General features: G+C 67.3%; 17 protein-coding genes, 1 pseudogene and 1 other annotated feature. Of the genes and pseudogenes, 8 read left to right on the top strand and 10 right to left on the bottom strand.

Annotation, left to right across the window (positions count from 1 at the left end; genetic code table 11):
* Positions 1 to 187: 187 nt before the first annotated feature.
* From FHX71_RS08260 to FHX71_RS08245, 4 genes are all read right to left on the bottom strand, one after another.
* On the bottom strand, positions 188 to 586 hold the full coding sequence (locus tag FHX71_RS08260) for an ester cyclase (RefSeq protein WP_182615241.1): 399 nt from the start codon (positions 584 to 586) through the stop codon (positions 188 to 190).
* Between the two features lie 346 nt (positions 587 to 932).
* A complete protein-coding gene (locus FHX71_RS08255; RefSeq protein WP_312876966.1) occupies positions 933 to 1,235 on the bottom strand; it encodes a GNAT family N-acetyltransferase in 303 nt (100 codons plus the stop codon).
* A 71-nt stretch (positions 1,236 to 1,306) separates the two neighbouring features.
* Complete coding sequence (locus FHX71_RS08250) at positions 1,307 to 1,813, bottom strand: DUF4188 domain-containing protein (RefSeq protein WP_182615240.1); 507 nt, start codon at positions 1,811 to 1,813, stop codon at positions 1,307 to 1,309.
* Positions 1,814 to 1,914: 101 nt separating this feature from the next.
* Entirely contained in the window at positions 1,915 to 2,628 is a 714-nt protein-coding gene (locus FHX71_RS08245; RefSeq protein WP_182615239.1) for a CPBP family intramembrane glutamic endopeptidase, read from the bottom strand.
* Positions 2,629 to 2,962: 334 nt separating this feature from the next.
* Here FHX71_RS08245 and FHX71_RS08240 point away from each other — a divergent pair, with 334 nt between their 5' ends.
* Both FHX71_RS08240 and trpA read left to right on the top strand, forming a co-directional pair.
* Positions 2,963 to 3,154, top strand: a complete 192-nt coding sequence (locus FHX71_RS08240) for a hypothetical protein (protein WP_182615238.1) — start codon at positions 2,963 to 2,965, stop codon at positions 3,152 to 3,154.
* Between the two features lie 10 nt (positions 3,155 to 3,164).
* Entirely contained in the window at positions 3,165 to 4,283 is a 1,119-nt protein-coding gene (trpA, locus tag FHX71_RS08235; protein ID WP_312876965.1) for a tryptophan synthase subunit alpha, read from the top strand.
* A gap of 432 nt (positions 4,284 to 4,715) precedes the next feature.
* Here the strand turns inward: trpA and FHX71_RS08230 are convergent, their stop codons facing one another.
* Positions 4,716 to 8,417 (bottom strand): S8 family peptidase, encoded by a 3,702-nt coding sequence (locus FHX71_RS08230; RefSeq protein ID WP_182615236.1) that lies wholly within the window; start codon positions 8,415 to 8,417, stop codon positions 4,716 to 4,718.
* A gap of 1,068 nt (positions 8,418 to 9,485) precedes the next feature.
* Between FHX71_RS08230 and FHX71_RS08225 the strand changes: the two genes are divergently transcribed.
* Positions 9,486 to 10,721 carry a tyrosine-type recombinase/integrase gene (locus FHX71_RS08225; protein ID WP_182615235.1) on the top strand — a complete coding sequence of 412 codons (1,236 nt, stop codon included), beginning with the start codon at positions 9,486 to 9,488 and terminating at the stop codon, positions 10,719 to 10,721.
* A gap of 81 nt (positions 10,722 to 10,802) precedes the next feature.
* Here FHX71_RS08225 and FHX71_RS08220 read toward each other — a convergent pair whose 3' ends face one another.
* Positions 10,803 to 11,222, bottom strand: a complete 420-nt coding sequence (locus FHX71_RS08220) for a hypothetical protein (RefSeq protein ID WP_182615234.1) — start codon at positions 11,220 to 11,222, stop codon at positions 10,803 to 10,805.
* A 284-nt stretch (positions 11,223 to 11,506) separates the two neighbouring features.
* Here FHX71_RS08220 and FHX71_RS08215 point away from each other — a divergent pair, with 284 nt between their 5' ends.
* Both FHX71_RS08215 and FHX71_RS08210 read left to right on the top strand, forming a co-directional pair.
* Positions 11,507 to 11,881, top strand: coding sequence for a hypothetical protein (locus FHX71_RS08215; RefSeq protein ID WP_182615233.1), 375 nt, complete (start codon positions 11,507 to 11,509; stop codon positions 11,879 to 11,881).
* 368 nt (positions 11,882 to 12,249) lie between these two features.
* The gene (locus FHX71_RS08210; RefSeq protein WP_182615232.1) at positions 12,250 to 13,437 is read left to right on the top strand and encodes a chymotrypsin family serine protease; all 1,188 of its coding nucleotides are present in this window, start codon (positions 12,250 to 12,252) and stop codon (positions 13,435 to 13,437) included.
* 672 nt (positions 13,438 to 14,109) lie between these two features.
* On the opposite strand, the gene FHX71_RS08205 is transcribed toward FHX71_RS08210, so the two are convergent.
* Positions 14,110 to 14,856, bottom strand: coding sequence for a hypothetical protein (locus tag FHX71_RS08205; protein WP_182615231.1), 747 nt, complete (start codon positions 14,854 to 14,856; stop codon positions 14,110 to 14,112).
* A 95-nt stretch (positions 14,857 to 14,951) separates the two neighbouring features.
* On the opposite strand from FHX71_RS08205, the gene FHX71_RS08200 reads away from it, so the two are divergent.
* Both FHX71_RS08200 and FHX71_RS08195 read left to right on the top strand, forming a co-directional pair.
* On the top strand, positions 14,952 to 15,299 hold the full coding sequence (locus FHX71_RS08200; RefSeq protein WP_182615230.1) for a hypothetical protein: 348 nt from the start codon (positions 14,952 to 14,954) through the stop codon (positions 15,297 to 15,299).
* 358 nt (positions 15,300 to 15,657) lie between these two features.
* Positions 15,658 to 18,237: a tetratricopeptide repeat protein gene (locus FHX71_RS08195; RefSeq protein WP_182615229.1), complete on the top strand. Its 2,580-nt coding sequence runs from the start codon at positions 15,658 to 15,660 to the stop codon at positions 18,235 to 18,237.
* A gap of 27 nt (positions 18,238 to 18,264) precedes the next feature.
* Here the strand turns inward: FHX71_RS08195 and FHX71_RS08190 are convergent.
* Positions 18,265 to 19,501 (bottom strand): annotated as a pseudogene (locus FHX71_RS08190) (IS3 family transposase).
* Positions 19,110 to 19,223: a sequence feature (AL1L pseudoknot), on the bottom strand. It overlaps the preceding pseudogene by 114 nt.
* 264 nt (positions 19,502 to 19,765) lie before the next feature.
* On the opposite strand from FHX71_RS08190, the gene FHX71_RS08185 reads away from it, so the two are divergent.
* Entirely contained in the window at positions 19,766 to 20,290 is a 525-nt protein-coding gene (locus FHX71_RS08185) for a hypothetical protein (protein ID WP_182615228.1), read from the top strand.
* Positions 20,291 to 20,644: 354 nt separating this feature from the next.
* Here the strand turns inward: FHX71_RS08185 and FHX71_RS08180 are convergent, their stop codons facing one another.
* Positions 20,645 to 21,253, bottom strand: a complete 609-nt coding sequence (locus tag FHX71_RS08180; protein WP_182615227.1) for a TetR/AcrR family transcriptional regulator — start codon at positions 21,251 to 21,253, stop codon at positions 20,645 to 20,647.
* On the bottom strand, positions 21,250 to 21,663 hold the full coding sequence (locus FHX71_RS08175; RefSeq protein ID WP_182615226.1) for a VOC family protein: 414 nt from the start codon (positions 21,661 to 21,663) through the stop codon (positions 21,250 to 21,252). The genes FHX71_RS08180 and FHX71_RS08175 overlap by 4 nt, the downstream gene beginning before the upstream one ends.
* Between the last annotated feature and the right edge of the window lie 17 nt (positions 21,664 to 21,680).

Raw genomic sequence — 21,680 nt, 5'->3', positions numbered from 1 at the left:
GCCACTGATGACACCTGACTTGGTGGCGCCTGGCGCCGCATGGGGTCCCGGACAAGCGGATCCCGGTTTGTGGATCCGCGCGCAGCGCGTGGATGCCAGGGGCGCGCATGTTGGCGTCCAGTTTCCGAGCCGGGGTTCGGCTCGGAAACCGGACGCCACCAGGGATGCTGCCTCTAGGTCTGGGGTGTCAGACGTCGAGCTGGTCGCGAACCGCCTGTGAGTCGATCAGGTAGTTCATCTCGTAGAAGCGACCGTCGCGCACCTTGTGGAACGAGTACTCGGCGAACTCGAACGTCTTGCCCGTGGGCGCGACGCCGAACCACTCCTTGGTGTGGGTGCCCTTGTTGTACAGGCGGGCGGCGACGCGGTCACCGTCGATGGCGATGTCCTGGGGCCGCCACTCGAAGTCCGGCACGGAGTCTCCGTGCGCCTTGAGCTCGGCGATGATGTCGGCGCGGGTGGCCGGCTTGCCGTTCTCGATGAGCTCGTCGTGGACGAACTCGGTCATGCGGTCGAAGTCGTGGGCGTTGAGGGCCTGGATGTAGCGCTCGAAGACGTCGCGGACCTCGGACTCGGACGTGGTCATGGTGATCTTCCTTTCTCTCCCGGCGGTGCCGGGTGCTGTGCACTTGCGGTGGTGATGGGTCGCGACGTGCTTCGCGGGCTGGGCCGTTGCTGCCGTCGCTGTGGGGTTGGAACCCCGCCCCGCAAGATTCTATTCCTTACAGTACAGAATTCAAGCCTGACTCCGTCGACGCCCTATCACCCGGGCGCCGGCAGGTTCGTGAGCCAGTTCCCGGCAGGGACGGAGGCGCTCAGCCCCCGCCGCCGCAGGCCAACAGCGCCGCGTCCGAGCGAGCTCGACGCGACCCCCGCGCACCTTCGCAGGCCGAGAAGACACCGCTCACGCAGCGGGTGAGCAGCCCCTCGAACTACGCGAGGATGTCGGCGCGCTCCGGGTGCCGCCGGAACCATGCCGCGACATACGGACGCTCTGCCCGAACCGTGCGGCCGCCGCGCGCTTCGATCGCAGTGACCGCACGACTGGTGATCTCGCCCGCATGGCTCTGCCCATGCACGGCCAGCACGGTGTAAGCACGAGCGGCAACGGTCATACCGTCGTCGCGGTGGTCGAGGGTGGCAACCAGCTCACCATCTCGGCGCAGGGCGTAGCGCGACAACGAAGCGTGCTCCGCGAAGGTCAGGACCACAGCCTCGTTCTCGACCTCGCCCACAGGCAGCCCCGCCTCTCTCATCTGCATCGAATGGTACGGAAAGACGGCTAATCACACCCCGGTTCGGGTGATCACTGATCCGGTGATCGACCGGACGTCGCACCGCCCGCCATACGGGCGCGAGCGCTGGGGCTCTGGTGCCCCTTACCCACCGGGACCACCTTCGTCGCCTTGGGCAGGCCCATCGCCGGCGTCCCGACGAACATGCTCTCGGCCCGCTCGACGACGAAGGTCTCGTGCCACACCCCGACGGCCTCGGGGTGCTTCCTCGCCATGGCGTTGAACCGCGCCCACGCCGGCCGGTGGCTGCGCGAGCCGGCGGACGCGTACTCGTAGAGCTTGTCGAGCGAGGACCAGTACTGCACCGCGAACGGCCCTCGGCGATTGACCAGGAGCTCGTAGCCGAGCAGACCCGAGTCCGGGTCCTCGTCGAGCTCACGCATCATCGCCGGCATCGAGAAGAAGACCGGCCACCACAGGTCCGGTCGCCACCACCTGTTGAACGTCATACCGATGTGGAACACCACCAGCTCGCCCTCGTACTGATGCGTGATCCTGCCCGGGACAGCCTTCGCCATGTCTCCTCCTTGTGCGTGCCTTCATCTTGTTGATCGTTATGTTGCAGCGGCGAGCGCCCGCGACCGGAACGCGTCACACCGCCGACACTCCGCGGCCGTCGCTATACCCCGGCACGGGTGACAAGGAGCGGGACGAGCAGCGCCGTCGCGTTGTTGACCCCGTGCAGCAGGACGCCGGGCCAGATCGATCCCGACCAGCGGAACAGCAGCGCGGTCAGCACGCCGACGACGAACGCCACGGGCAGCACGGGATTGATGCCGTGGGCGACCGCGAAGATCGCGGCACTGGCGAGCACTGCGATCCATGCCTTGTAGCGCGCCAGAAAGGCGTTGGCGAGCACACCGCGGAAGAACGCCTCCTCGCCCAGCGGTGTGAGCACGGCACCGGCGATGATCGCAAAGGCCAGCGACCACCAGCCGCCCGCAGCAGCAGCCTGGTAGCTCGTCTGGACGTTCTGCGTGTCGCCACTGACGACCATGTAGACGATCGCAGCGACCGTGCCCAGGACGTACGCGGCCACGCCGAGCAGCGCAGCGACGACAAGGTGGCGCGGCTTCGCCCGCCGGATCCCGAAGGCCGAGAGCCCTCGGATCCGGACGAGGACCGCAGCAGAGAACGCGACGAGCCCCATCGCACCCGATACGACGAGCCCTACGATGCCATGGACAGCGGGATCTTCGACGAGTGGCAGCAGCACGGCCACGAGAAGGAAGGCCGCTGCATAAGTGGCACCTCCCGTCAGAATCTCCAGCCATCCCGGCGCCTCCAACCGAGCACTACCGGTCACCGCACCTTCGGGAGTGTCGACAGCCATAGCCCCTCCTTCATCGATTCCGTTCCTGCCACGGGGGACACCCTACCCTCATTCTGTACCGTGAGGGATAGAATACGCTGGCCGGTCTCCACGCCGAGAGAGGGTCGCTCTCCCCTGCCAACCCAGTGGCGCGACTCCGGTGGCGGTGGGTTCGGTCAGCACGCATGAAACGAACGCCTCGGCGACAACCCGACGAGGCCAGCGGGCGCGCGGTCGGCTATGTCGCGCCGACGGAGCGCCTGCATGAACGGCGAGGAGAGAGCCATGGATGCACCCGTCGCTGTCTTCACCTACTGCCCTTCACTGCTTCACCAAGCGTTGGAAAGGAACCTCGATGAACGAGCGAACACCTCGGGCCGACTCGGAAGTGATGTACGACCTGGTGCGAGCCGCGAGCAAGGAACCGCAACAGCTCGAAGCGATGATGAGCTCGCTCATCGACCAGGCACAACGTGACCCCGCGGTGGGCAGGGCGTTGACCATCGCTACGAGAGCCGCGCTGCGCTCGAGACCACGAGCCAAGTGACCGGAGCCCTGTGACAAGGCAGAAACGAGACAGAACACATCATGGCGAGGGGTCAAGAACTGTGGGATCGGGCGGAAGCAGGACGGCGGCACTACTGGACCGCCTGGTCGAGCAAGAAGGCCGCCCCGCACTGGTCGGGTACCTGCCACTCGGGTTCCCTGACCCGGCACGGAGCATCAAGGCGCTGATGGTCCTGGCCGACAATGGCGTGGACATCATCGAGCTGGGGATCCCCGATCATATGATTGACGGACCCAAGACCCACCGAGCCGCACAGGCACCCAGGACGCGGTCAGAGCACCTTTTCGAGGCGGTGCAGCAGCTGCGTCAGCACACGCCGAACGTCGAGGTGCTGGTCACGACCTGTTGGGACCCGATCGCGCGCTACGACGTTGACCGCTTCGTCCACGACTTGGCCGAAGCCGGCGGGGCGGGACTGATCACCCCGGACCTGCCTCCGGACCAAACCGATGAATGGCTCGCGGCCAGCTATCGGCACGGCTTGGACCTCATTTTCCTGATGGCACCGAACGCGAACTCGCGGCTCGATGCCCTGGCCGGTACGGCACAGCTGTCACGTGGCTTCGTGTACGCGGCCTCCACTATCGACGTCACGGCGACCCACGAGGCCATAGGGAAACAGGCCGAGGAACTTGTCAAGAACGCCCGGAACGCGGGAGCGAACAGGGTGTGCGTCGCCCTGAGCATCTCCTCCGGTGATCAGGCGGCCGAGGTCGGCAGATGGGCCGACGGCGTCATCGTCGACTCGACCCTGGTGCGCGCGCTGTTGACGCACAAACCATGGCAGGACCGGCTGGACAACCTCGCTCTCGTCGCCCGGGATCTGGCCGACGGCGTCCGCCGCTCCCGACCGCGGGCTGAGCCCGCCGGTGACGCCCCCTCTTACCGATCGATCCACCCCCCGGCGAAGGTACGCAAGACGACGAGCACCATGACACTGCCCGGCTTCGACGAGCAACTGCGCGACGAGCTGGACGACAAGATCCGCGCCGGGGCCGTCTCCGACACGGAAGCGGACACCTACCTGTGGCTTCTCCAAGAGAACCCTGGCCGGTACGAGACCTTCGAACAACTCATCAAGGTGGTTCGCTACGTAACTGGCGACTGAGCACAACCGAACAACCCGCCGTAGAGACCACCTGCGGCGGGCAGTCGCCAGTTTCATGTAGGCACCGCTAGCCGCTGATCAAGCCGATGGGCTGGACATTGACGCGGGCTGGTTGGCACCAACCGCTCACCCTGGCTCCAGGCGTGTCAATGTACGCGTGGCGCTGACGTTTGTCTGGGAGGCGTGAATGCCCCACCGACGAAACACGCGTCTGCGGGCGGACGACCGGAACCGCTGTGAAGTGTGCACTGCCAGAACGAGTGGCGCCCCGTTCGGCGCCCGCCTCGCAGACGTTCGGAGGCAGGATCCACCAACTGACCCAGGTCGATGACATTGCGCTGCCGTAGCACACACGACCTGTCGGCCGGACCACCCTCCCGGGAACGCGTCCCTTCGGGTGGGCCCGCCGACAGGTCGGCCAGGCTCCCCCGGTCAGTCCAGCCCGTAGGCCCGCACCACCGACTGGGTCACCGTGCTGCCGTCGGAGTCCGTCGCCCGCACCTTCAGCGAGACCGGACCGTCCTGGCCCCGGTGGCGGACCTCGGCGTCGAAGCCGTCCCGGTGCCGGTCGACCCGCACCTTGTCCCAGGTGCGGCCGTCGTCGAACGACGCCCACGCCTCGACCGAGGTGACCCGCGGGGCCCGCTGAACGCCCGGGTGCGCGACGGTGAGGCGCACGTCGTGGGTGGAGCCCTTGGTGCTCACCAGGTTGTCGAGGCCGACCGGCACGTCGTAGTCGACGCGCATGAGCGGCAGCGACGACGTCGCACCGGAGCGTGGCCGCTCGGACCGGAAGGTCCACACGCTGTCGGTGGCGGTACCGAAGGTCCACTCCGGGTCGTCGCGCCGGGTGCTCAGCTCCACCCGGTACGTCGCCGACCGCTTCGTGGCCGGGTACGTCCCGGACAGGCCGGCGCCCTCGCCGATCACGACGCCGTCCTCCAGGACCCGGCTCGTGGACTCCTCGGGCACGGCCGCCCGCTGGTAGGTCTCCCCCGGGCCCTGGACGAACTCCGCGGCGTCGAGCCTCAGCGAGTCACCGGTGCGCTGCGCCCCACCGACCACCGGGCGCTGCACCCCGCCGAACCAGTCGTAGGTGATCCGCTCACCGGGCCGGTAGGTGCGCGTGTCGTGGACCGAGCCGCCGATGAGCGGGTTGAAGGAGTCCCAAGAGCTGTAGTGCAGCACGTGCTGGCGCCACAGGGTGTCCGGGTCGCCCGAGGAGACGTACTCGGTGCGCGACTGCGCCTCCCTCAGCTCGTGCTGGCGCTCGACAATCGTCGTGGACTGCCAGGGCCGCCAGGCGAACCGCTGCTCCTTGGCCCAGTCCTCACCACCCATGGAGTGGTAGTTCGCCGTGACCGTCGTGGTGTTCCTCGACGACACGGTGTGCCGCACGCGTTCCGGCACACGGTCGGCCGACACCTGGACCACGTCGTACCGGTAGGGCACCTGCTGGTCGCCGTCGAGCCGCAGCCGGAGCTTCGGGAAGCCCCGCTCCAGCCGGTCGGCCACCTGCTGCGCCTCCTGGGCGGACAGCACCGCCGTGGGCAGCGCCATCCGGGGTCCCTGGCCCGTGAAGCTGACCCACCACAGGTCGTCCGCGGGCGGGGCGATCAGCAGCAGCACGGCACCGGCCCGGACGGCGGCGGCCACGGCGTCGTCCGTCGCGCCCTTGTCCTCCAGGTGGGCCACCGCGATCGCGCCGCGCACGTCGCGACGGCCGGCGTAGTCCTCGGGCCGCCCCTGGCCGACGTCGACCACCGGCACGAAGCCCCGTACGTCGGCCTCCGGCGAGTGCTGCTCGTACCGGGGCGTCAGCGACAGGCCCCGCAGGCCGGGCTCCTCGGCCCGCAGCATCGGCGCGGAGAGCTGCCAGCGCGAGGTGAACTCGAACTCCCCGCCCTCCGCGCGGTCGGTGGGCGTGACATAGATGTCCGACGTGCCGTCGAACTTCATGGTCGAGTTCGTGAAGGACCGCGAGCCGAGCTGCCGGTAGGTGGTGAACCCGAGGGTGCCGCGTGCCACGGAGGGCTTGGGCGTCTCGATCTCGACGTGGTTGGCCGTGCGGGCGTCGAGCACCAGCTCCATGTCGCCCGTGACCTCCAGGTCCGGGTCGACGACGACGGAGGTGTCCCGCTCGTCGGCGCCGTCGATCGCGGCGTGCAGGAAGTAGGTGCCCTCGGCCAGCTCGATCGTGCGGGTCTCGGTCGCGGAGTCGAACGTGACGACGTCGAAGCGCGGGTCCGCGCCGAACAGGGCGACCGGCGAGGCCTGGGCGTCCTTGCCGTCCCGGCCGAGGCCGCGGAGGGTGACGGTGTGCACCGGCGGGTCCTTGGTCACGGCCACCGTGGTGCGGGCCACCACGTCACCGGCCCTGGCCGTGAGCCACCCGGTGAACTGGCCCACGGGCAGTGCGGCCACGTCCACGGTCAGCGGAGCGGTCACCGTCTCTCCCGCGGGGACCGTGACGGTGTCACCGTCGACCGTGATGGCGTCGCCCGGCGAGTCGCCCCGGGCGTTCGTGAGCGCGAGCTCCAGGTCGAGCTCCACGTCCGTGTCACCGGAGTTCGTCCAGGAGACGTCGCGGGTGACGGTGTCGGTGTCGCCGTCGTCGAAGGCCCCCAGGCTCAGCGAGCCGGTGGCGACCACCTCCTGGGTGGTGACCCGGGCGACGTCGACCCGGCCGCCGCCCTGCTCGTACACGCCCAGGTCGGCGGGGGCAGCGGTGCTGACCAGTGCGTCCTTCAGCGCCGACGACGACCAGCCGGGGTGCTGCGCGGCCAGGATCGCCGCGGCTCCGGCGACGTGCGGCGAGGCCATGGAGGTGCCGCTCGCCCCGGTGTACAGGGCGTCGACCGGGGTGCCCATGCTGGTGCCGCCGGAACGCGCGGCGACGATGCCGACGCCGGGCGCCGTGATCTCGGGCTTCACGGCCAGGTCCCCCACGCGGGGGCCGCGGCTGGAGAACTCGGCGAGGCTCTCGTCCCGGTCCACCGCGCCGACCGTCAGCGCGGTGGTCGCGGCGCCCGGCGAACCCACGGTCGACGCCCCCGGGCCGCTGTTGCCCGCCGCCACGACGAACAGCGTGTCGTGGGCGGCGGACAGCTCGTCCACGGCAAGGCTCATCGGGTCGGTGCCGTCGGTGGGGTCACCGCCCAGGCTCATGTTCACGACGTCGGCACCGGACTCCGCCGCCCACTGCATGCCGGCGATGACCTCCGACTCGGAGCCGCTCCCCGAGTCGTCCAGCACCTTGCCGACGATCAGGTCAGCGCCCGGGGCCACTCCGGCGCGCAGGCCGCCGGACCCCGCGCCGGTGCCGGCGACGGTCGCGGCCACGTGGGTACCGTGCCCGTGGCCGTCGTACGGGGACGACTCGGGCGTGAAGTTCTCCTGCGCGACGACCTTCCCCACGAGGTCGGGGTGGGTCGCGTCGATGCCGGTGTCCAGCACCGCGACGGTGGCGCCGGTGCCGTCGAGCCCGGCCTCCCAGGCGGCCGGCGCGCCGATCTGCGCCGTGCTCTCGTGGAGGTCGACCTCCACCTTGCCGTCGAGCCACAGCTTCTCGACGCCGCCGGCCAGGTCCGCCGCCCCTCCGGCGGACGCCGCGCCGACGTCGCCCGAGGTGATCGAGGCCCAGAAGCCCCCGGCCCGGCTCTTGTCCACGGCGAGCGCCTGGCCGTCGATGCTCTCCAGCAGGTTCTCGGGCTCAGCCCCGGCGAAGGCTTCGACGTCCTGCGCCCGCATGCCCTCGCCGTACGTGGCGATCACGGGCAGCGTGTCCGTGGAGGCGTCGTCGTAGCCCTGGTCGATCAGCGCGTCGATGCTGAACAGCTCCAGGTCGAGCGCGTCGTCCGCCACGTACGGGAGCGCGTCCTGGGGCAGCACGTGCAGTTCGCCGTCGATCTCGAGCTGGTGGACGGTGACCGCCTCGCGCCCCTCGGCCGGCTCGATCGTCGCGGACCGGCGGCCGTCGAGCGCCGTGACGCGTACGGTGTCGCCGGTGAGCAGGGTGACGGACGTCGCCGCGCTCCCCAGGGTTGCCGGCGTGGTGTCGGACGGGTCGTTCGACGCGGCGGCCATCTCCGTGGTGGTGACACCTACGATCGCCCCGACGAGACCTGCGATCACTCTTCGATACATGTTGGCCGTGCCTCTCGGTCGCCCGGCAGCACGACAGGTGCTTCCGGTTGCATGAAGGCTGTCTAGTCAGCGTCACGGCCAGGAAGCAAGAGCGTCAGCGACCGGTCCAGGCCACTGGCCGGAAGTGGCCACGAGTTTTTACACGGCCGTGACACAGGCGGCCAGATTTTGGGGCCGGTGCCCCTGAGCTCAGTTCGGCCTCAGCTTCGGCGTCAGACCTTGCAAGGAACCTCGCTCGGCGGTGACCGTGAGGTTTCGGCCATCGATACGTCTGAGGCATGGCTGCAGTGCGCGTGGGCAGCGGACGCCCCTTCCGGGCAACGTCCAATGACGTTCCACCGAGCTGAGGAAGACAGCGGGTGCTGTCGTCAGACCGTTCCGCGGGGGTCCGCGGCCAGTTCCGTGTCTGACGAACCCCACACCGATCAGGTCAACGAGGCGTCACGGTGGCAGACAGGCATCCACGGCAACGAGAATGGCGCCACCCGCGCTAGGTTCCTGACCCGAACTGGTCAAAATCTGTGGATAGCTCTGCCCCATGACTGCGCTTCGTAGCGCTGACCTGGCCTGGCACCACTGACCAGGTCAGATTGGGCACTGGTTGGGTTTCGTCCGTCGGTAGTCGTTACTGCCAGAGGCGAGCAACGGGCACGATATGAACAGCAAGGAGGGCTGTGTTCCTCGGTTCGCGAGGCGGGCGCCTCGCGGGTTCAGGCTAGCGGCCGAGCAGCAGCCTCGCGTGCCTGGCGGCAAGGTCACGTGGAGCTTGGCCCACGGCAAGGGGTCGCAGGTTCAAATCCTGTCAGCCCGACAGATCAGGCCCGGGATTCCAACGAATCCCGGGCCTGAAGGGTCTCTGAGACTTGAACCACTCTCCATTTACTCTCCACTTTGAGCGCTCCGACGCAGGTGGACCCTCCCCCGCACCAAGGTTGGTTCGGGTTCCGTCGCGTCCTGTCGGGTTCGACAGGCTTCGAGCATCGAACACCACCACAGCACTCGGGCACGAGCCCCAGCGGCCTCTCCTCCTCCGGTCTGCGGGGCCGGTGATTCGCCATGGCTAGGTCACGGATCCCGATCGGAACGTTCGGCAGCATCAACACGACCAAGAACGGCCCCCGGTCGTGGACCGCGCGGGCGAGGTTCCGGGACCCGGACGGGGTCCTGCGTCCTGTGGAGGCCACCAGCGCTGGCTCCGAGACCGCGGAGCAGGAGCTGAAGATCAAGCTCGCCCACCGCACCCGGATCGTCGCCGGTGTCAGCGATCTGCACCCCCACAGCCCGTTCTCCGAGCTGGTCCAGGTGTGGCTCGAGGACCTCGATCTGGACCCCGACCTCGCCCAGGGCACCAAGGATCTGTACGAGCGCGACATGCGCACGCTGGTGCTGCCGGCATTCGAGCACTTCGTGCTGCGTGAGATCACGATCAGCAAGGTCGACCGGTTCCTGCGCACCCTGGCGCACCAGTCCTACTCCCGGGCCAAGCACGCCAAGGTCGTCCTGAACCTGGCGTTGGGCATGGCGCACCGGTACGAGGCGATCGAGAAGAACCCAGTCACGGGCACGAAGCGACTCAAGCGGCCCGTCACTCAGGCCACGGCGTTGAGCCTGGAGGAGATTCAGGCGATCCGGGCCGCGGCCCGCACCTGGCGCCGCGGAGACACCAAGACGCCCGGGCCAAAGCCGGACGGGCAGCTGGAGGTCATCATCGAGGTCATGCTCGGCTCCTCACTGCGCATCGGCGAAGTCCTCGCCCTGCGGAAGTGCGACATCGACCTGACCACCACCCCCGCCACCCTGCAGGTCTCGGGCACGATCGTGTCCCCGAAGGGGAAGCCGACCTACCGGCAGCCGCATCCGAAGACGCGGACATCGGTGCGGCGGATCGCGATCCCGACCTACACCGCCACCGCCCTCAGGGACCGCATGGTCGATCTCGCCGGCCACGAACCCGACACCCTGGTCTTCCGGACCCGTAACGGAACGCCGTTGACGACGAACAACATCCGACGACGCCTGCGCGACGTCCTCGCTACCGCGGGCATCACCGGGGTCACACCGCACTCCTTCCGGCGGACGGTGGCGACAACGATAAACCGTGCCGCCGGCGCCGACCTCGCCGCCCAGCTCCTCGGCCACACGTCGAGCGAGATCACCCAGAAGCACTACATCGAGCCAGACACGAACATCGACACCCGCACCGCCACCATCTTCGAGACACTCACACCCGGCTCGAGCCATCGCGCTGGTAGCCGTAGCGCTGGTTCACAGCCACCCACTGCGAGGCCATAGCCCCACAGCCGCAATGCGCCCGACCGTTGCGGCGCGCGTTCCCCGTGGGGCGCGCGCCGCTTCTGTGCACGCTTGTCTACCTCAGGTGGGTAGAAGCACTGCAACGACCTGGACGTCATCCTCGTAGACCACTCGTCCCGGCGTTGTGGTACTCCGCTCGACCCACGGAACGTTGTACCGATCGAGGAGCACCAGGTACTCACGTGTCTTGTCGATTAAATGTGTCGCCGTGCCCTTGAACCAGGCTTTCGCCCCGGGGTTGACCGTTCGGTCATAGACGAGCGGGTCGACCGCGGATGGATCAGGGTATGCAGCGTTGCACCAGTCGTTGCTGCGACGCCACCAGGCGTGGTCCTCGGGTGTCAGTGCGCCACTTCTCGCAAGCCCGTTCGCCAGTCCGAAGACACCGACATGAAGCCCGCGGGAGTTGGCCACCGGGCTCTCGAACCGGACGAGCTCAAGGTCGCTGCCTACCAATACCTGCTCCGTAACTCGATCCATGGGTTCCTCGGCAGGCAAGCCCCGGGCGGCGATTGCCTTCTTTGCTCCTCACAGCGACGAAGTCCACCACATCGGCGAAGTCAACGACTCGCGCTACTGCTTGAGTATCCCGCCTGACCGCCCAGCCCGAGCAGACATCGGCTACAGGCGATCTGCCCTTGGTCGCGACTGGGCGCGAGGATAGCCGTGTCCGGTCAAGCAACGACCTCCGCCGAAATGAAGGGTCAGCAAACACCTCTACCAGGCCTTAACGTCCGCGCTCACGTTGGATAGGCTTCCAGGTCGTGGGAGAGGCCGACGCGAAGACACAGATTTCCGGACGCACCGTCGGTGTTTTCGTGCTGACGGTCGAGATTGTCCTCGCCACTGTGATCGCGGCCTGGGCTCTTGTGGACATCTGGCGACTCGCTTACCCGGCCGACGCAGGGACAGCCTGTGCGCTGATCTACCCAGGGCCACCTGGTTGTTGGCCGCACGCACGGTTTACGCCGGCCTTCATCTCAGCAGTTGTCATCTCCCTGGGTTACAGCACGGTGGTGTTCCTCTTGATGACGGTCGCCCAACGCCGGGCGGTCGGAGCAATACTCGCGCTTGGTGGTCTTGCTGTCCTCGGCGTCCTCGCCACCCAGTTCGTCACCTGGGGCGGCGTGCCTGGGTGAGGCCGCGGGTCGGCCACCGTACCCATCTGTCCACCCGAGATAGTCACAAGCGGCTGGCGCGAGCGATACCGACCCAGCGCGTGCCGCTTGGCCGGCGCAGGGAGGCGGGTGAAGTTCTGGCGATTGCTCGACCCTGCGGTGCGGAGGAAGTTACGTTTGATACGCGACATTTCAGGCACGAAAGCACGGCGCCCAGCGAGGCGACAGCTGCCACAGTGTCGGGTTCGCTGGCGTCTCCTACCGACCGATCAAGGGTTGAGGTGAAGCTCGCAATGCTCAGAAAGCCGCTTGTCATCATTACTGCGGGGGCGTGTGCCGTTCTCCTTGCTGGAGCTGTAGGACCAGCCAGCACGGTGCCCCCTGAAGACATGCCGAAGGACCAGATCACCAAGTACACCGCTGGCGATGAACCAGACCTCGATGCACTCGTCGCACCACCCGTCTCCGTAGAGATGGTCGAGTTCAGCGAGGAGGTGAACGACCGCTTCGCCGACCACCCGGACTTCGGTGGCGTCGAGTTCTCACGCGACCGGACCGAGATCACGGTCTGGTGGCACGGCGCTCCCACCGCGGCCCTGACCTCGATCGTGGCCGAGGCCCCAGTCCAAGCCGAGGTCTCGTCGATGGAGTTCTCCGCCGCGGAACTGACGCAAGCAGCGCAGAAGCTGGTCGAAGCCGACCTCGGTGCCATCGACGTGGTCGCTGCGGGTCCTTCTCCCAGCGGGGACAGGATCGATGCTGTCGTCGCAGGCGCCGACGCCCAGGCTCTCGGCACAATTCAAGAGGTCCTGCAGGAGTCGGTCGAGGGTATCCCCGTCTCATTCGAGACCGGAGAAGCGACGAACCTTGATCTCAACCGGCAGTACGACACTTACGGGCTGGGCGGGGCGAGAATTCGTCACCTGGACGGCGTCTTCCTGACGAACTACTGCTCTACCGGCTTCGCCGTCTACAACCCGGCGAACCCAAGCCAGACCGGACTGATGTTCGCCAACCACTGCGGACCACTGGGCAACGACTGGACGGTCTACGGCGGCACCGACCTGCCGACTTACCTAATCGGGAGCGAGGTGGCCGAAGCCCCGAGCGATGACGGCGCGATCATCACGCATCCTGGCAGCCAGCCCTACGTCTACACCGGCCCGTGGAACAGCGGAAGCGTTGCGCCGATCGACTCGCAGGCGACCCCAGCGATCGGCACCGAGATCTGCTACGGCGGCTCCTACAGCGGCACCACCTGCGGGAGCTTCGTCACCGCCCGCCCCTGGACGTGGCAGGACCCGGACGGCGGCGGCACCATCCGCGGCTTCCAGACTGAGCGGAGCGGCACCATCGCAGCCGTTGGGCAGGGCGACAGCGGTGGACCCGGGTACATCATCGCTAGTAGCGGCGGCACCACGTTGCGTTACGCCGCTGCGATCGTCTCCGCCGGCCCCATCAGCTCCGAGGCGACGTGCAACGGCATTGACGAGGGGCGGTTCTGCGGCACTACCGCCTGGGTGACGGAGCCTGCTCGCATCGAACTCGCCACAGGCTGGGAACTGCAGACCTTCTGATCGCGAACAACTATCCAGGCTGACGATTGGCACCTTCTGGTAGTGGCTGAGGCGACAAGCCTCAGCCACTACTTCGGGTGGAGTCGGCGCCCGTTCCACAACGACCCCTCATGGCCCGGTTTCCGCTCCGGGATCTGGCCGGAGATGTCACGCCTCGCTGGCATCAAGCGACGCCACGGCAACGCTTTGGCCGTGCCAAAAGTACCAACACGTCAGAAGATGACGGCCAGAGCGCAAGGCATCTCGGAGAGCGCAACGTCTCGACCAAAGCATTCGACCAAGCCCTCGCAGGCGGGGCTGAGAGGCAGTGCCGAGTCCACGAGGTCAGCGAAAGGCCGCCTGACGAACCACGACGCCACCCGTTAGAAGCTCAGTGCTCCGAGGCGTCAGAACTGCCAGTCTCCCGAGAAGGACCAGAACCCTTCATGGCATCTCTCGCGCGGAGCGCCAGAAATATCGCAATCGAGATAATAACAGTCACCGCCAGAATGGCGAGAAACACGAAGAGCAATACTTCCCACAGGGACAATCCAAACACTGGACCAATCCTTCCATTTTTGCATCATCCTAGCAGATAGCGGGGGCCTGCCCGCAAGCGGTCGCTTGCGGACAGGCCCCCTATCTGGCGGTTGCGGGCTCACCCGGCCCACTCGTCCACGCGTCTACCAATCGTCAGAGCGGCGGATTGGTCCAGTTGATTCCCCAGCCATCAACAAGGACCTCAAGCCACATCGAACCCGACACGCTGCCGAGATCGTCCAGCAGGGCCGCCGTGTAGTTCAGTCTGGCGATCGCCGGATCTCCGGGGATTGGAACTTCGCGATTGACGGTCAGCTCACATTCGCTGACAGAACCGAGAAAGACGCGGCAATCGTCTGAGTCGGCGCGCAGGATCTCGTTGGGAACTTCATCAACGAGACTGAACCTCCACGAGGTGGTGAATCCTGCGTAGGAAATCAAGTCTTCGAGGTAGATCTGGCAAGGGCCATAGATCCAGATTCCCGCCCCGTCTTGCGATTCGCAATTGTGGGCGTAGGGAACGATGACCCCAGAATCATCGGTGCCGAGCGGCCGCGAGCCGGAGATCGCGCGAGAGCCGTCTGCGTATTCGACGATCGTGGCGGTGCCGCCATCGCGGTCCTCGGTCCAAGATCTCACCTCGTTGGAGCCCGTAGCAGAGTCAGGGAGCTGCCCCCGCTCCAACTGCGCGAGCAGGCGCGGGCGGGCCTCGCTATCGATGCCCAGATCGACAAACCTCTGCTCAAGAACTGCACGCTCGTCGCTACTCAGCACGTAGACGTCATCCGATCCAGCCGGGACGGGATCGGAACTCGCGGCTGCAGGCGTGGCGGAGCTTGCCACGACAGCACACATCACCATGAATGCGCCGAGGATGTGGCGCAAAGCACGTCGACTCATGTAGCTCCTCTTTTGTGAAGAAGTGGAACATATCGGACATATGCTAGCCTCGGGCGACAGTCATGACAAGACCACTTTTAGGCCAAGCATCAGACATGTATTTCGTGATGCGACGCGGCCGCTGGGCAGGAAGTAGCGTTCTGGCCCTGTCGATCGGCGCGCCGAGCCCACGAGCGAACAACGCCGGCAGGTCAGCCCTTCGCTTCAGCCAACGTGGCGGCCGTGGTGTTTACCCGGGCGTCATGCAAGCACGTGTCATCGGTGGCCGTCGCCGTATCACCTACGCGAGGGCTAGCAAGCCGTCGATGCGGTCACAGCAACCGGCAGCCAGCGGCGACGTGAAACAGCAGTACAGCATGAACGACCATCCCACCCGCCAGTCGCGCCATTGCCGCGAACGACGCTTCGGTGACGCCGCGGGTGACGCCAGGTTGCTGCGCTGACCGAGCTAATTTCCCCGGCTGCTCTCATGACCATGGTCCGGCCTCCTGGAGGATGGACCATCGCCGTCTTCGACTGGTCAGACCGCAGTGTCGGCAACTTGCGGTTCGGCTCCGGGCCTATGGCGTGCAGTACTAGATAGGCGGCCCCTACAGCACGCGCGGCAGGGCTGCGACCACAGGCGCTCTTGCGCTCTTCCACCAGCGCCTCGAGCCAAAAATGCGCGATCCGACAGGCCTGCGAGGGTGCAACACAAGCACCAACGCCACATATGCGAATTCATGAATCGACACGCTAAGCAATCAACACAAGATCTCGATATTCATTGCTTTCCGCGTCCGATTCGCGTAGTTATGTTGCATGGGCGGGGTGCGGATGCGGCCGTGGTGGTGGCTGGTCGCCGGCGGGTTGGTCGCCGTCAGCGCGGGGCTGTTCGCGATGGCCGAGGGCAGCACGCCATGGTTGGTCCTGGGGTTTGTGGCCGCGTGTGCCTCGCCGGCTCTGCCGTTCGTGGCACGGTGGTGGGCCGACAGGGAACGCACGCGCGTGGAGCGGCAGGCGGTGGATGAGTCGTCCGTCCTGCCGGATGACACCAACGGACCGTCGTCCCTGCTCGCGCCGGAACATCAGGTCGTCCCGTTCCAGGGGCGGTCGGTGGAGCTAGCCGCACTGGTCACCTGGTGCGAGGGAGACGGTTCGCCACTGCGACTGATCACCGGACCAGGCGGCGTCGGCAAGAGCCGGCTGGGAGGCGAGCTGCGCGCGCTCATGAGTCGGCTGGGGTGGCGGTGCGTCGCAGTGGGCGACGAGCAGGAGGGGGCGATCCTGGCAAGGGTGCGTGGCACTACCGACCGTCCGATCCTGCTGGTGGTTGACTACGCCGACACCCGTCGCGAGATCGAGGTCCTTGTCCGTCAGGTCGCCTCGGACCCCGCAGGAGTACGCGTCCTGCTGATCGCACGCAGCGCGGGCGAGTGGTGGAAACGGCTGTCGGTAGGCAGCCCCCGTGTCCGGGCGATGGTCCAGGGCGCCTACGACGGCACCGACCTGGCCTACCGCATCGACGCCGGTGCCACCGACCAACAGATCCTGGACACCGCCGCCGCGGCCTTCGCACAGCACCTGGGCATCCCGACTCCGCCAGTGCACCTGACCGGGCCTGGAGGCGGCAGGATCCTCGACCTGCACGCGGTCAGCCTCGTCACGGCCCTGCGCGCCCTACGTCACGAACCACTGGACGTGGAGGTGGCCGACGTCTTCGCCGAACTGCTCGGTCACGAACAGCGGCACTGGATCGGCACGGCGGCACACGCAGGCCTGCTGGACGGGCCGGACGGGCTGACCACCCAACTCCTAGGACAAGTGGTCGCAGCCGTCTACCTCGTCTCCCCCGCCGACGAGACCGAGGCTCGTGACGTGCTCGCCCGGGTGGATCCACGCCTGGCCACACCGAAGGTGCTGGCCTGGCTGCGCGACCTGTACCCACTCAGGGGCAACCAGCAGTGGATCGGGTCCCTGCAGCCGGACCGCATGGCCGAACTGCACCTGGTCAACGAGCTGACTGCCTCGACGACCCTGGCGGCGGTGTTTTTGGACCGCCTCGCCGATCGTGAGGCCCGCAACGCCATCGCTGTGCTGGCCCGGGCGGTGGCCGACCACTTCTCCGACCAGCAAGTGCGAACTCGCGCCCTCGCACTTCTGAACCGAGCCATCGGTGGCCTACCGGATGATGTCGAGCTGCTGCGGTCGATCTCGGCAGTCATCCCCTACCCGTCCGAGGTCCTGACCCGACCGAACCTCGACCTGCTCGAACGCATCCTGGCCCTCACCGCCCCCTCAGACCCTGCGGGCCGGTCCTGGGCGCTACACGAAATCGCCCAGCGCCGCTTCCGACTCGGCCTCGCCACCGAAGCCCTCGGCCCACTGCGCGAGGCGATCAGCCTGCGGCACGCCCTGGCCGCCACAGAACCCGGTGAAAACGCACCGCTCCTCGGCTCGTCCCTGCGCTACCTCGGAGTCGTACTGTCCGAGCTCGGAGAACCCCACCACGCCCTGAAAGCCACACAACAAGCCGTACAGATCGAGCTGCGTCTGCCACGCACCGACCGCCTCAACCGCCTGCCCCAACGCGCACGCATCCTGTGCGACCTCGGCGCCCGCTACCACGAAGCCGGACTACCCGACCAAGCCATCGGGCCCCTGCGCCAGTCGGTCGAGATCAACGAACGCCTGGCACGCAGCGAACCCGAGCAGACCAACCCGCACCTGGCCCGCGCACTGATGAACCTCGCCATCGCACAAAACATGCTTGGCCAGGCCACCCAAGCACTGCCCTCGATTCGCAAAGCCGTGGCCATCCGGAGGGTCCTGGCCCGCGACAATCCCGACAGCGACCTCGTGTTCCTGGCGCGGGCGTTGACGGATCTGAGTTCCTGCCTGGTCAACGCCACGCGCCCACAGGAAGCCATCGAGCCGAACCTGCAAGCCGTCCAGATCCTGCGCGAGGTGGCCAAGGCCACCCCAGGCAACCACAACCCGGGCCTGGCCCGGTCACTGCGCCAGCTCGCGACCGCCTACCGCGACGCCGGCCATACATCTCACGCCGCGGCCTGCTACCACGAAGCCATCGCGATCCACCGCGACCTGGCCGCCACCCGCCCCGGACGCCGCACCTGGACGGCACTCGCCGAATCTCTCGCGGGACTCGTCACCCTGCAATTGAGCGTGCAACACCCTGCCGAATCCCTGCCCCTGGCCCAGGAGGCTGCGCAACTGATCGCCTGGCGCACCCAGGTGACCGAACCCGAGCACCTCGACCCGTTCTCACAGACCTTGGCAACCGTCCTGATCGCCGTTGCCAACGCCCTGGACGCCAACGACCTCACCAGCGAGGCCCAAGAATTCAGGCAGGAGGTTGCTGCCCTACGCACAGCAACGTGAACACACTCTGGGTGTCTCGCCCCGGGTTTAGTGGAGGCTCGGAACTGACGCGTCGAGGTTAGTCGGCGCGGGGTTGTGACGGTAGTAGGTGTCTTCGAACTCGGCCGGTGGGACCAGGCCGATCTCGCCGTGCAGGCGATGGTGGTTGAACCAGTCGATGTACTCAGCGATAGCGAGCTCGAGGTCGTCGATGTTCTTCCACGGTCCCTTGTTGCGCACCAGCTCGGCCTTGAACAGGGAGTTGAACGCCTCGGCCGGGGCGTTGTCGCAGGAGTCGCCGGTCGAGCCGACCGAGGCGACGACGCCGGCCTCGGCCAGCCGCTGGGTATAGCGAACAGCGACGTATTGCACGCCTTTGTCGCTGTGATGGGTCAGCCCGGCCACGTCCTGACCGGCCCGGGTGCGGTTCCACAAGCCCATCTCCAACGCGTCCAACGCGAGGTCGGTGCGCGCAGCGACTTGGAGACCTGCCAGCCGACCACGCGGCGGGAGAACACATCGATCACGAACGAGGCATACGCCCAGCCGGAGAACGTGCGGCAGTAGGTGATGTCAGCGACCCACAACCGGTTCGGGCCGGTCGCGGTGAAGTCACGCTCGACCAGGTCCGGGCGTGTCTCCGGGCCGGTGCCGGCCACCGTGGTGCGCGGCCCTTTGGCCCGGGTGATGCCCCGCAACCCCGCGGATCGCATCAGCCGTTCGACGGTGCAGCGCGCGATCTGGTGGCCCTGCCGGCGCAGCTCGGCATGCGCCTTGCGGGCACCATAGACACCGTAGTTGGCGCCGTGGACCTGCTCGATCAACGCTGACGAGGCAGCGTCGGTGATCGACCGGGCCGAGGGCGGGCGGGACGTGGCCGCGTAGTACGTCGACGGGGCGACCTGCAACACCGCACAGATCGGCTCGACCCCGAACCGGTGCCGGTGGGCCTGGATGTAGTCGACGATCATCTTTGTGGGCGGTCGAGCTCCGCCGCGAAGAAAGCCGACGCACTACGCAAGATCGCCTTCGCCCGCCGCAGCTCGCGCACCTCGCGTTCCAATTCCGCCAACCGCTGCGCGTCGTCGGTACTCGTGCCCGGTCGTTCACCAGCATCGATCTCAGCCTGGGCAACCCAGTTGCGCAGCGTCTCTGGGTGGATCCCGAGCTGCTCACCCACCCGCCGCAACGCGCCAGGCTTCGTGGCCGGGTCCTTCCGCAGGTCCACCGCCATCCGGATCGCTCGCTCCCGAAGCTCCTCGGGGTACTTCCTCGGTGCAGCCATAACTCTCATCCTTCCCTGGAATGAGAGCCTCCATCAGACCCGGGGCTAGACACGACGTCATCTCCGCGACGTACCGCGAACTGGTTCGTCGCAGCTAGAACGGGCCGACCCAGACATCGGCTCTGACGTCGCCGTGCACGCCTCTCGGAAGAACGGAGTGCGCCCTCCCGCCCAGGCGCGTTTCGGACTTCCCCGAAACACATCGCGCCCGCGGCGCGACCACTCCTACGTTGTTGACTCCCATCACCAACGGAGGAGATTGAAATGATCGTCAGATCACGTGGCACTCTCTCTGTCGCGATCGGAGCAGCGTTCGCGCTGTTTGTGAGCCTGCTCGCCGCGAGCCCCGCGGCGGCCGCAGGTACGGGCTCCGGAAGCCAGGCAGGTAGGCACTGCGTCCTGGTCCTCGCGCCCCTCGAAGACGGCGAGACCCTCTCGCGGGTCCTCAGCGAGACCTGCGGCGAGACCAAGTCCATGGCACTGCAGGCATCCGACATCGACGCCTCGGCCGCCGCCATCGACCTGTTCATGATCGCCGAGCACAGCGGCTGGGGCGGCCAGTACTACTGGGTGACAGGCGGCGCGGCCTGCGACAACGCCGGATACTCGTTCACCCCGTCCAGCTGGTGGCGCACACGCATCTCGTCCTCGAGCTACGAGAACAACTGCGACCGGATGAACATCCAGAACTCCAGCGGCAACCGCGCCAACGGCATCGCGTCACACCGCGACACCATGCCACTGGGCTTCAACGACAACGTCACATTCATCAACTTCTACAACGGCTGACCCGCCCGGCGCCCCTCGGCCGCCTGCCGAGGGGCGCCACACCCCGGCCCTGCCGCCAGCCCGTATCGGCCCCCTCGAGCCATCGCCGGACCTGCTGCCTGGCCGGATAGCTGCTCGTTGCTTGCCATCCGCACGCGCACGTCAACGTGCAGGTGTTGCAGGGCTTACCACGTGTCAGATGTGACAGCAGTACCGATGGTGTTTCTTTCGCGCTCCGACCGTGGCGCTCAGCCCGAACGACTTCTAGAACGAGACGCGCCGGGTCCTCGCAACCGGACCGCACGTGACCGCGATAAGTCGATGCCGACGCTCCCGCACCTCGTCGAGTGGTGACCGTGCCGGATGACGTGCTGGTCAAGCCTGCGTCAGCAGGCTGGCGCAGCGCTCGGCCTGCCCGACGGCGAGATCGAGCCGAGCGATGACGCCTTGCAGATGAAAGACTGCGAAGCCGTGGGCGTTGGCGGCGATCGCCAACACGAGCCGGTGTGCGTCGTCCGCGTCCTGGGCCAGGTCCTGGGCAGGAGCGGTGATGACGTCCAGCACCCGGTTACCGGCCTCTTCGAGGCGGGGGTGAGCGGCCTTGTCCAGCGTCCCGCCGAACGTGAGGGTGAACAGTGCGGGTTCTTCCGCGGCGAACCTCACGTAGGCGGCGGCGAACGCCACGAGGGCGTCCGTTGGTGTTGCCGCCTCTGCGACAGCTGTGCTGAACGCGGAGTGCTGGCGTTCGTAGCAGCGCTGGACGAGTGAGGCGAGGAGGTCGTCCTTGTCCGCGAAGTGCTTGTACGGGGCCGCCTTGCTCACTCCTGCTCGGCGGCTGACCTCGTTCAGTGTGAAGCCGCTCGGGCCGCGCTCGGCGAGCAGGTCGAGCGCGGCTGCCTCCAGCGCGTTGCGCAGGTCGCCGTGGTGGTGACCGACCGGTCGCGTGACGGCCGGTGTCGTGGACCCACCGTCTGGCGGGGTCACTGCGCTGCCGGCTGGATGAGTTCCAGCAGGTTGCCCTCGGGGTCGTGCACGTAGGCAAAGCGGGCGCCGGGCCGGACGGCGTCAGCGGGTGGGGAGACGACGGTCGCCCCAGCGCGAAGGACGTGGTCGAAGACGGTGGCGAGGTCGTCGACCTGCAGGGCCCAGTGGAAGTACCCCTGCGTGCCGGCGCCGTCGTACGGGTCCGCGAAGCGTTGTGGCGCCGATCCGGTGCGCTCGACGAGCTCAAGCTTCATGCCGTCCGCTGATCGCAGGATCGCAGACCGCACGCCGGCCTCGGGCATGGCGAACTCCTCCTCCACCTCCGTCAGAGCGAGCCCGTCCGCGTAGAAGGTCCGCTGCTTGTCGAGGTCGGCGACGGACAGTCCGGCGTGGTCGTGGGTGATGCGCATGATGGCCCCTGGTGGAC

It is taken from the genome of Promicromonospora sukumoe, from assembly GCF_014137995.1.
Taxonomy (GTDB): domain Bacteria; phylum Actinomycetota; class Actinomycetes; order Actinomycetales; family Cellulomonadaceae; genus Promicromonospora; species Promicromonospora sukumoe.
The sequence above is the reverse complement of the archived record's forward strand: the minus strand, read 5'-3'. Positions and strand labels throughout refer to the sequence as shown.

Excerpts from the sequence above, each read along its gene's own strand:
- FHX71_RS08260 (WP_182615241.1), bottom strand. The coding sequence starts at position 586 with ATGACCACGTCCGAGTCCGAGGTCCGCGACGTCTTCGAGCGCTACATC.
- FHX71_RS08250 (WP_182615240.1), bottom strand. The coding sequence starts at position 1,813 with ATGGCGAAGGCTGTCCCGGGCAGGATCACGCATCAGTACGAGGGCGAG.
- FHX71_RS08245 (WP_182615239.1), bottom strand. The coding sequence starts at position 2,628 with ATGGCTGTCGACACTCCCGAAGGTGCGGTGACCGGTAGTGCTCGGTTG.
- FHX71_RS08240 (WP_182615238.1), top strand. The coding sequence starts at position 2,963 with ATGAACGAGCGAACACCTCGGGCCGACTCGGAAGTGATGTACGACCTG.
- FHX71_RS08225 (WP_182615235.1), top strand. The coding sequence starts at position 9,486 with ATGGCTAGGTCACGGATCCCGATCGGAACGTTCGGCAGCATCAACACG.
- FHX71_RS08220 (WP_182615234.1), bottom strand. The coding sequence starts at position 11,222 with ATGGATCGAGTTACGGAGCAGGTATTGGTAGGCAGCGACCTTGAGCTC.
- FHX71_RS08210 (WP_182615232.1), top strand. The coding sequence starts at position 12,250 with ATGCCGAAGGACCAGATCACCAAGTACACCGCTGGCGATGAACCAGAC.
- FHX71_RS08205 (WP_182615231.1), bottom strand. The coding sequence starts at position 14,856 with ATGAGTCGACGTGCTTTGCGCCACATCCTCGGCGCATTCATGGTGATG.
- FHX71_RS08200 (WP_182615230.1), top strand. The coding sequence starts at position 14,952 with ATGTATTTCGTGATGCGACGCGGCCGCTGGGCAGGAAGTAGCGTTCTG.
- FHX71_RS08195 (WP_182615229.1), top strand. The coding sequence starts at position 15,658 with ATGGGCGGGGTGCGGATGCGGCCGTGGTGGTGGCTGGTCGCCGGCGGG.
- FHX71_RS08185 (WP_182615228.1), top strand. The coding sequence starts at position 19,766 with ATGATCGTCAGATCACGTGGCACTCTCTCTGTCGCGATCGGAGCAGCG.
- FHX71_RS08175 (WP_182615226.1), bottom strand. The coding sequence starts at position 21,663 with ATGCGCATCACCCACGACCACGCCGGACTGTCCGTCGCCGACCTCGAC.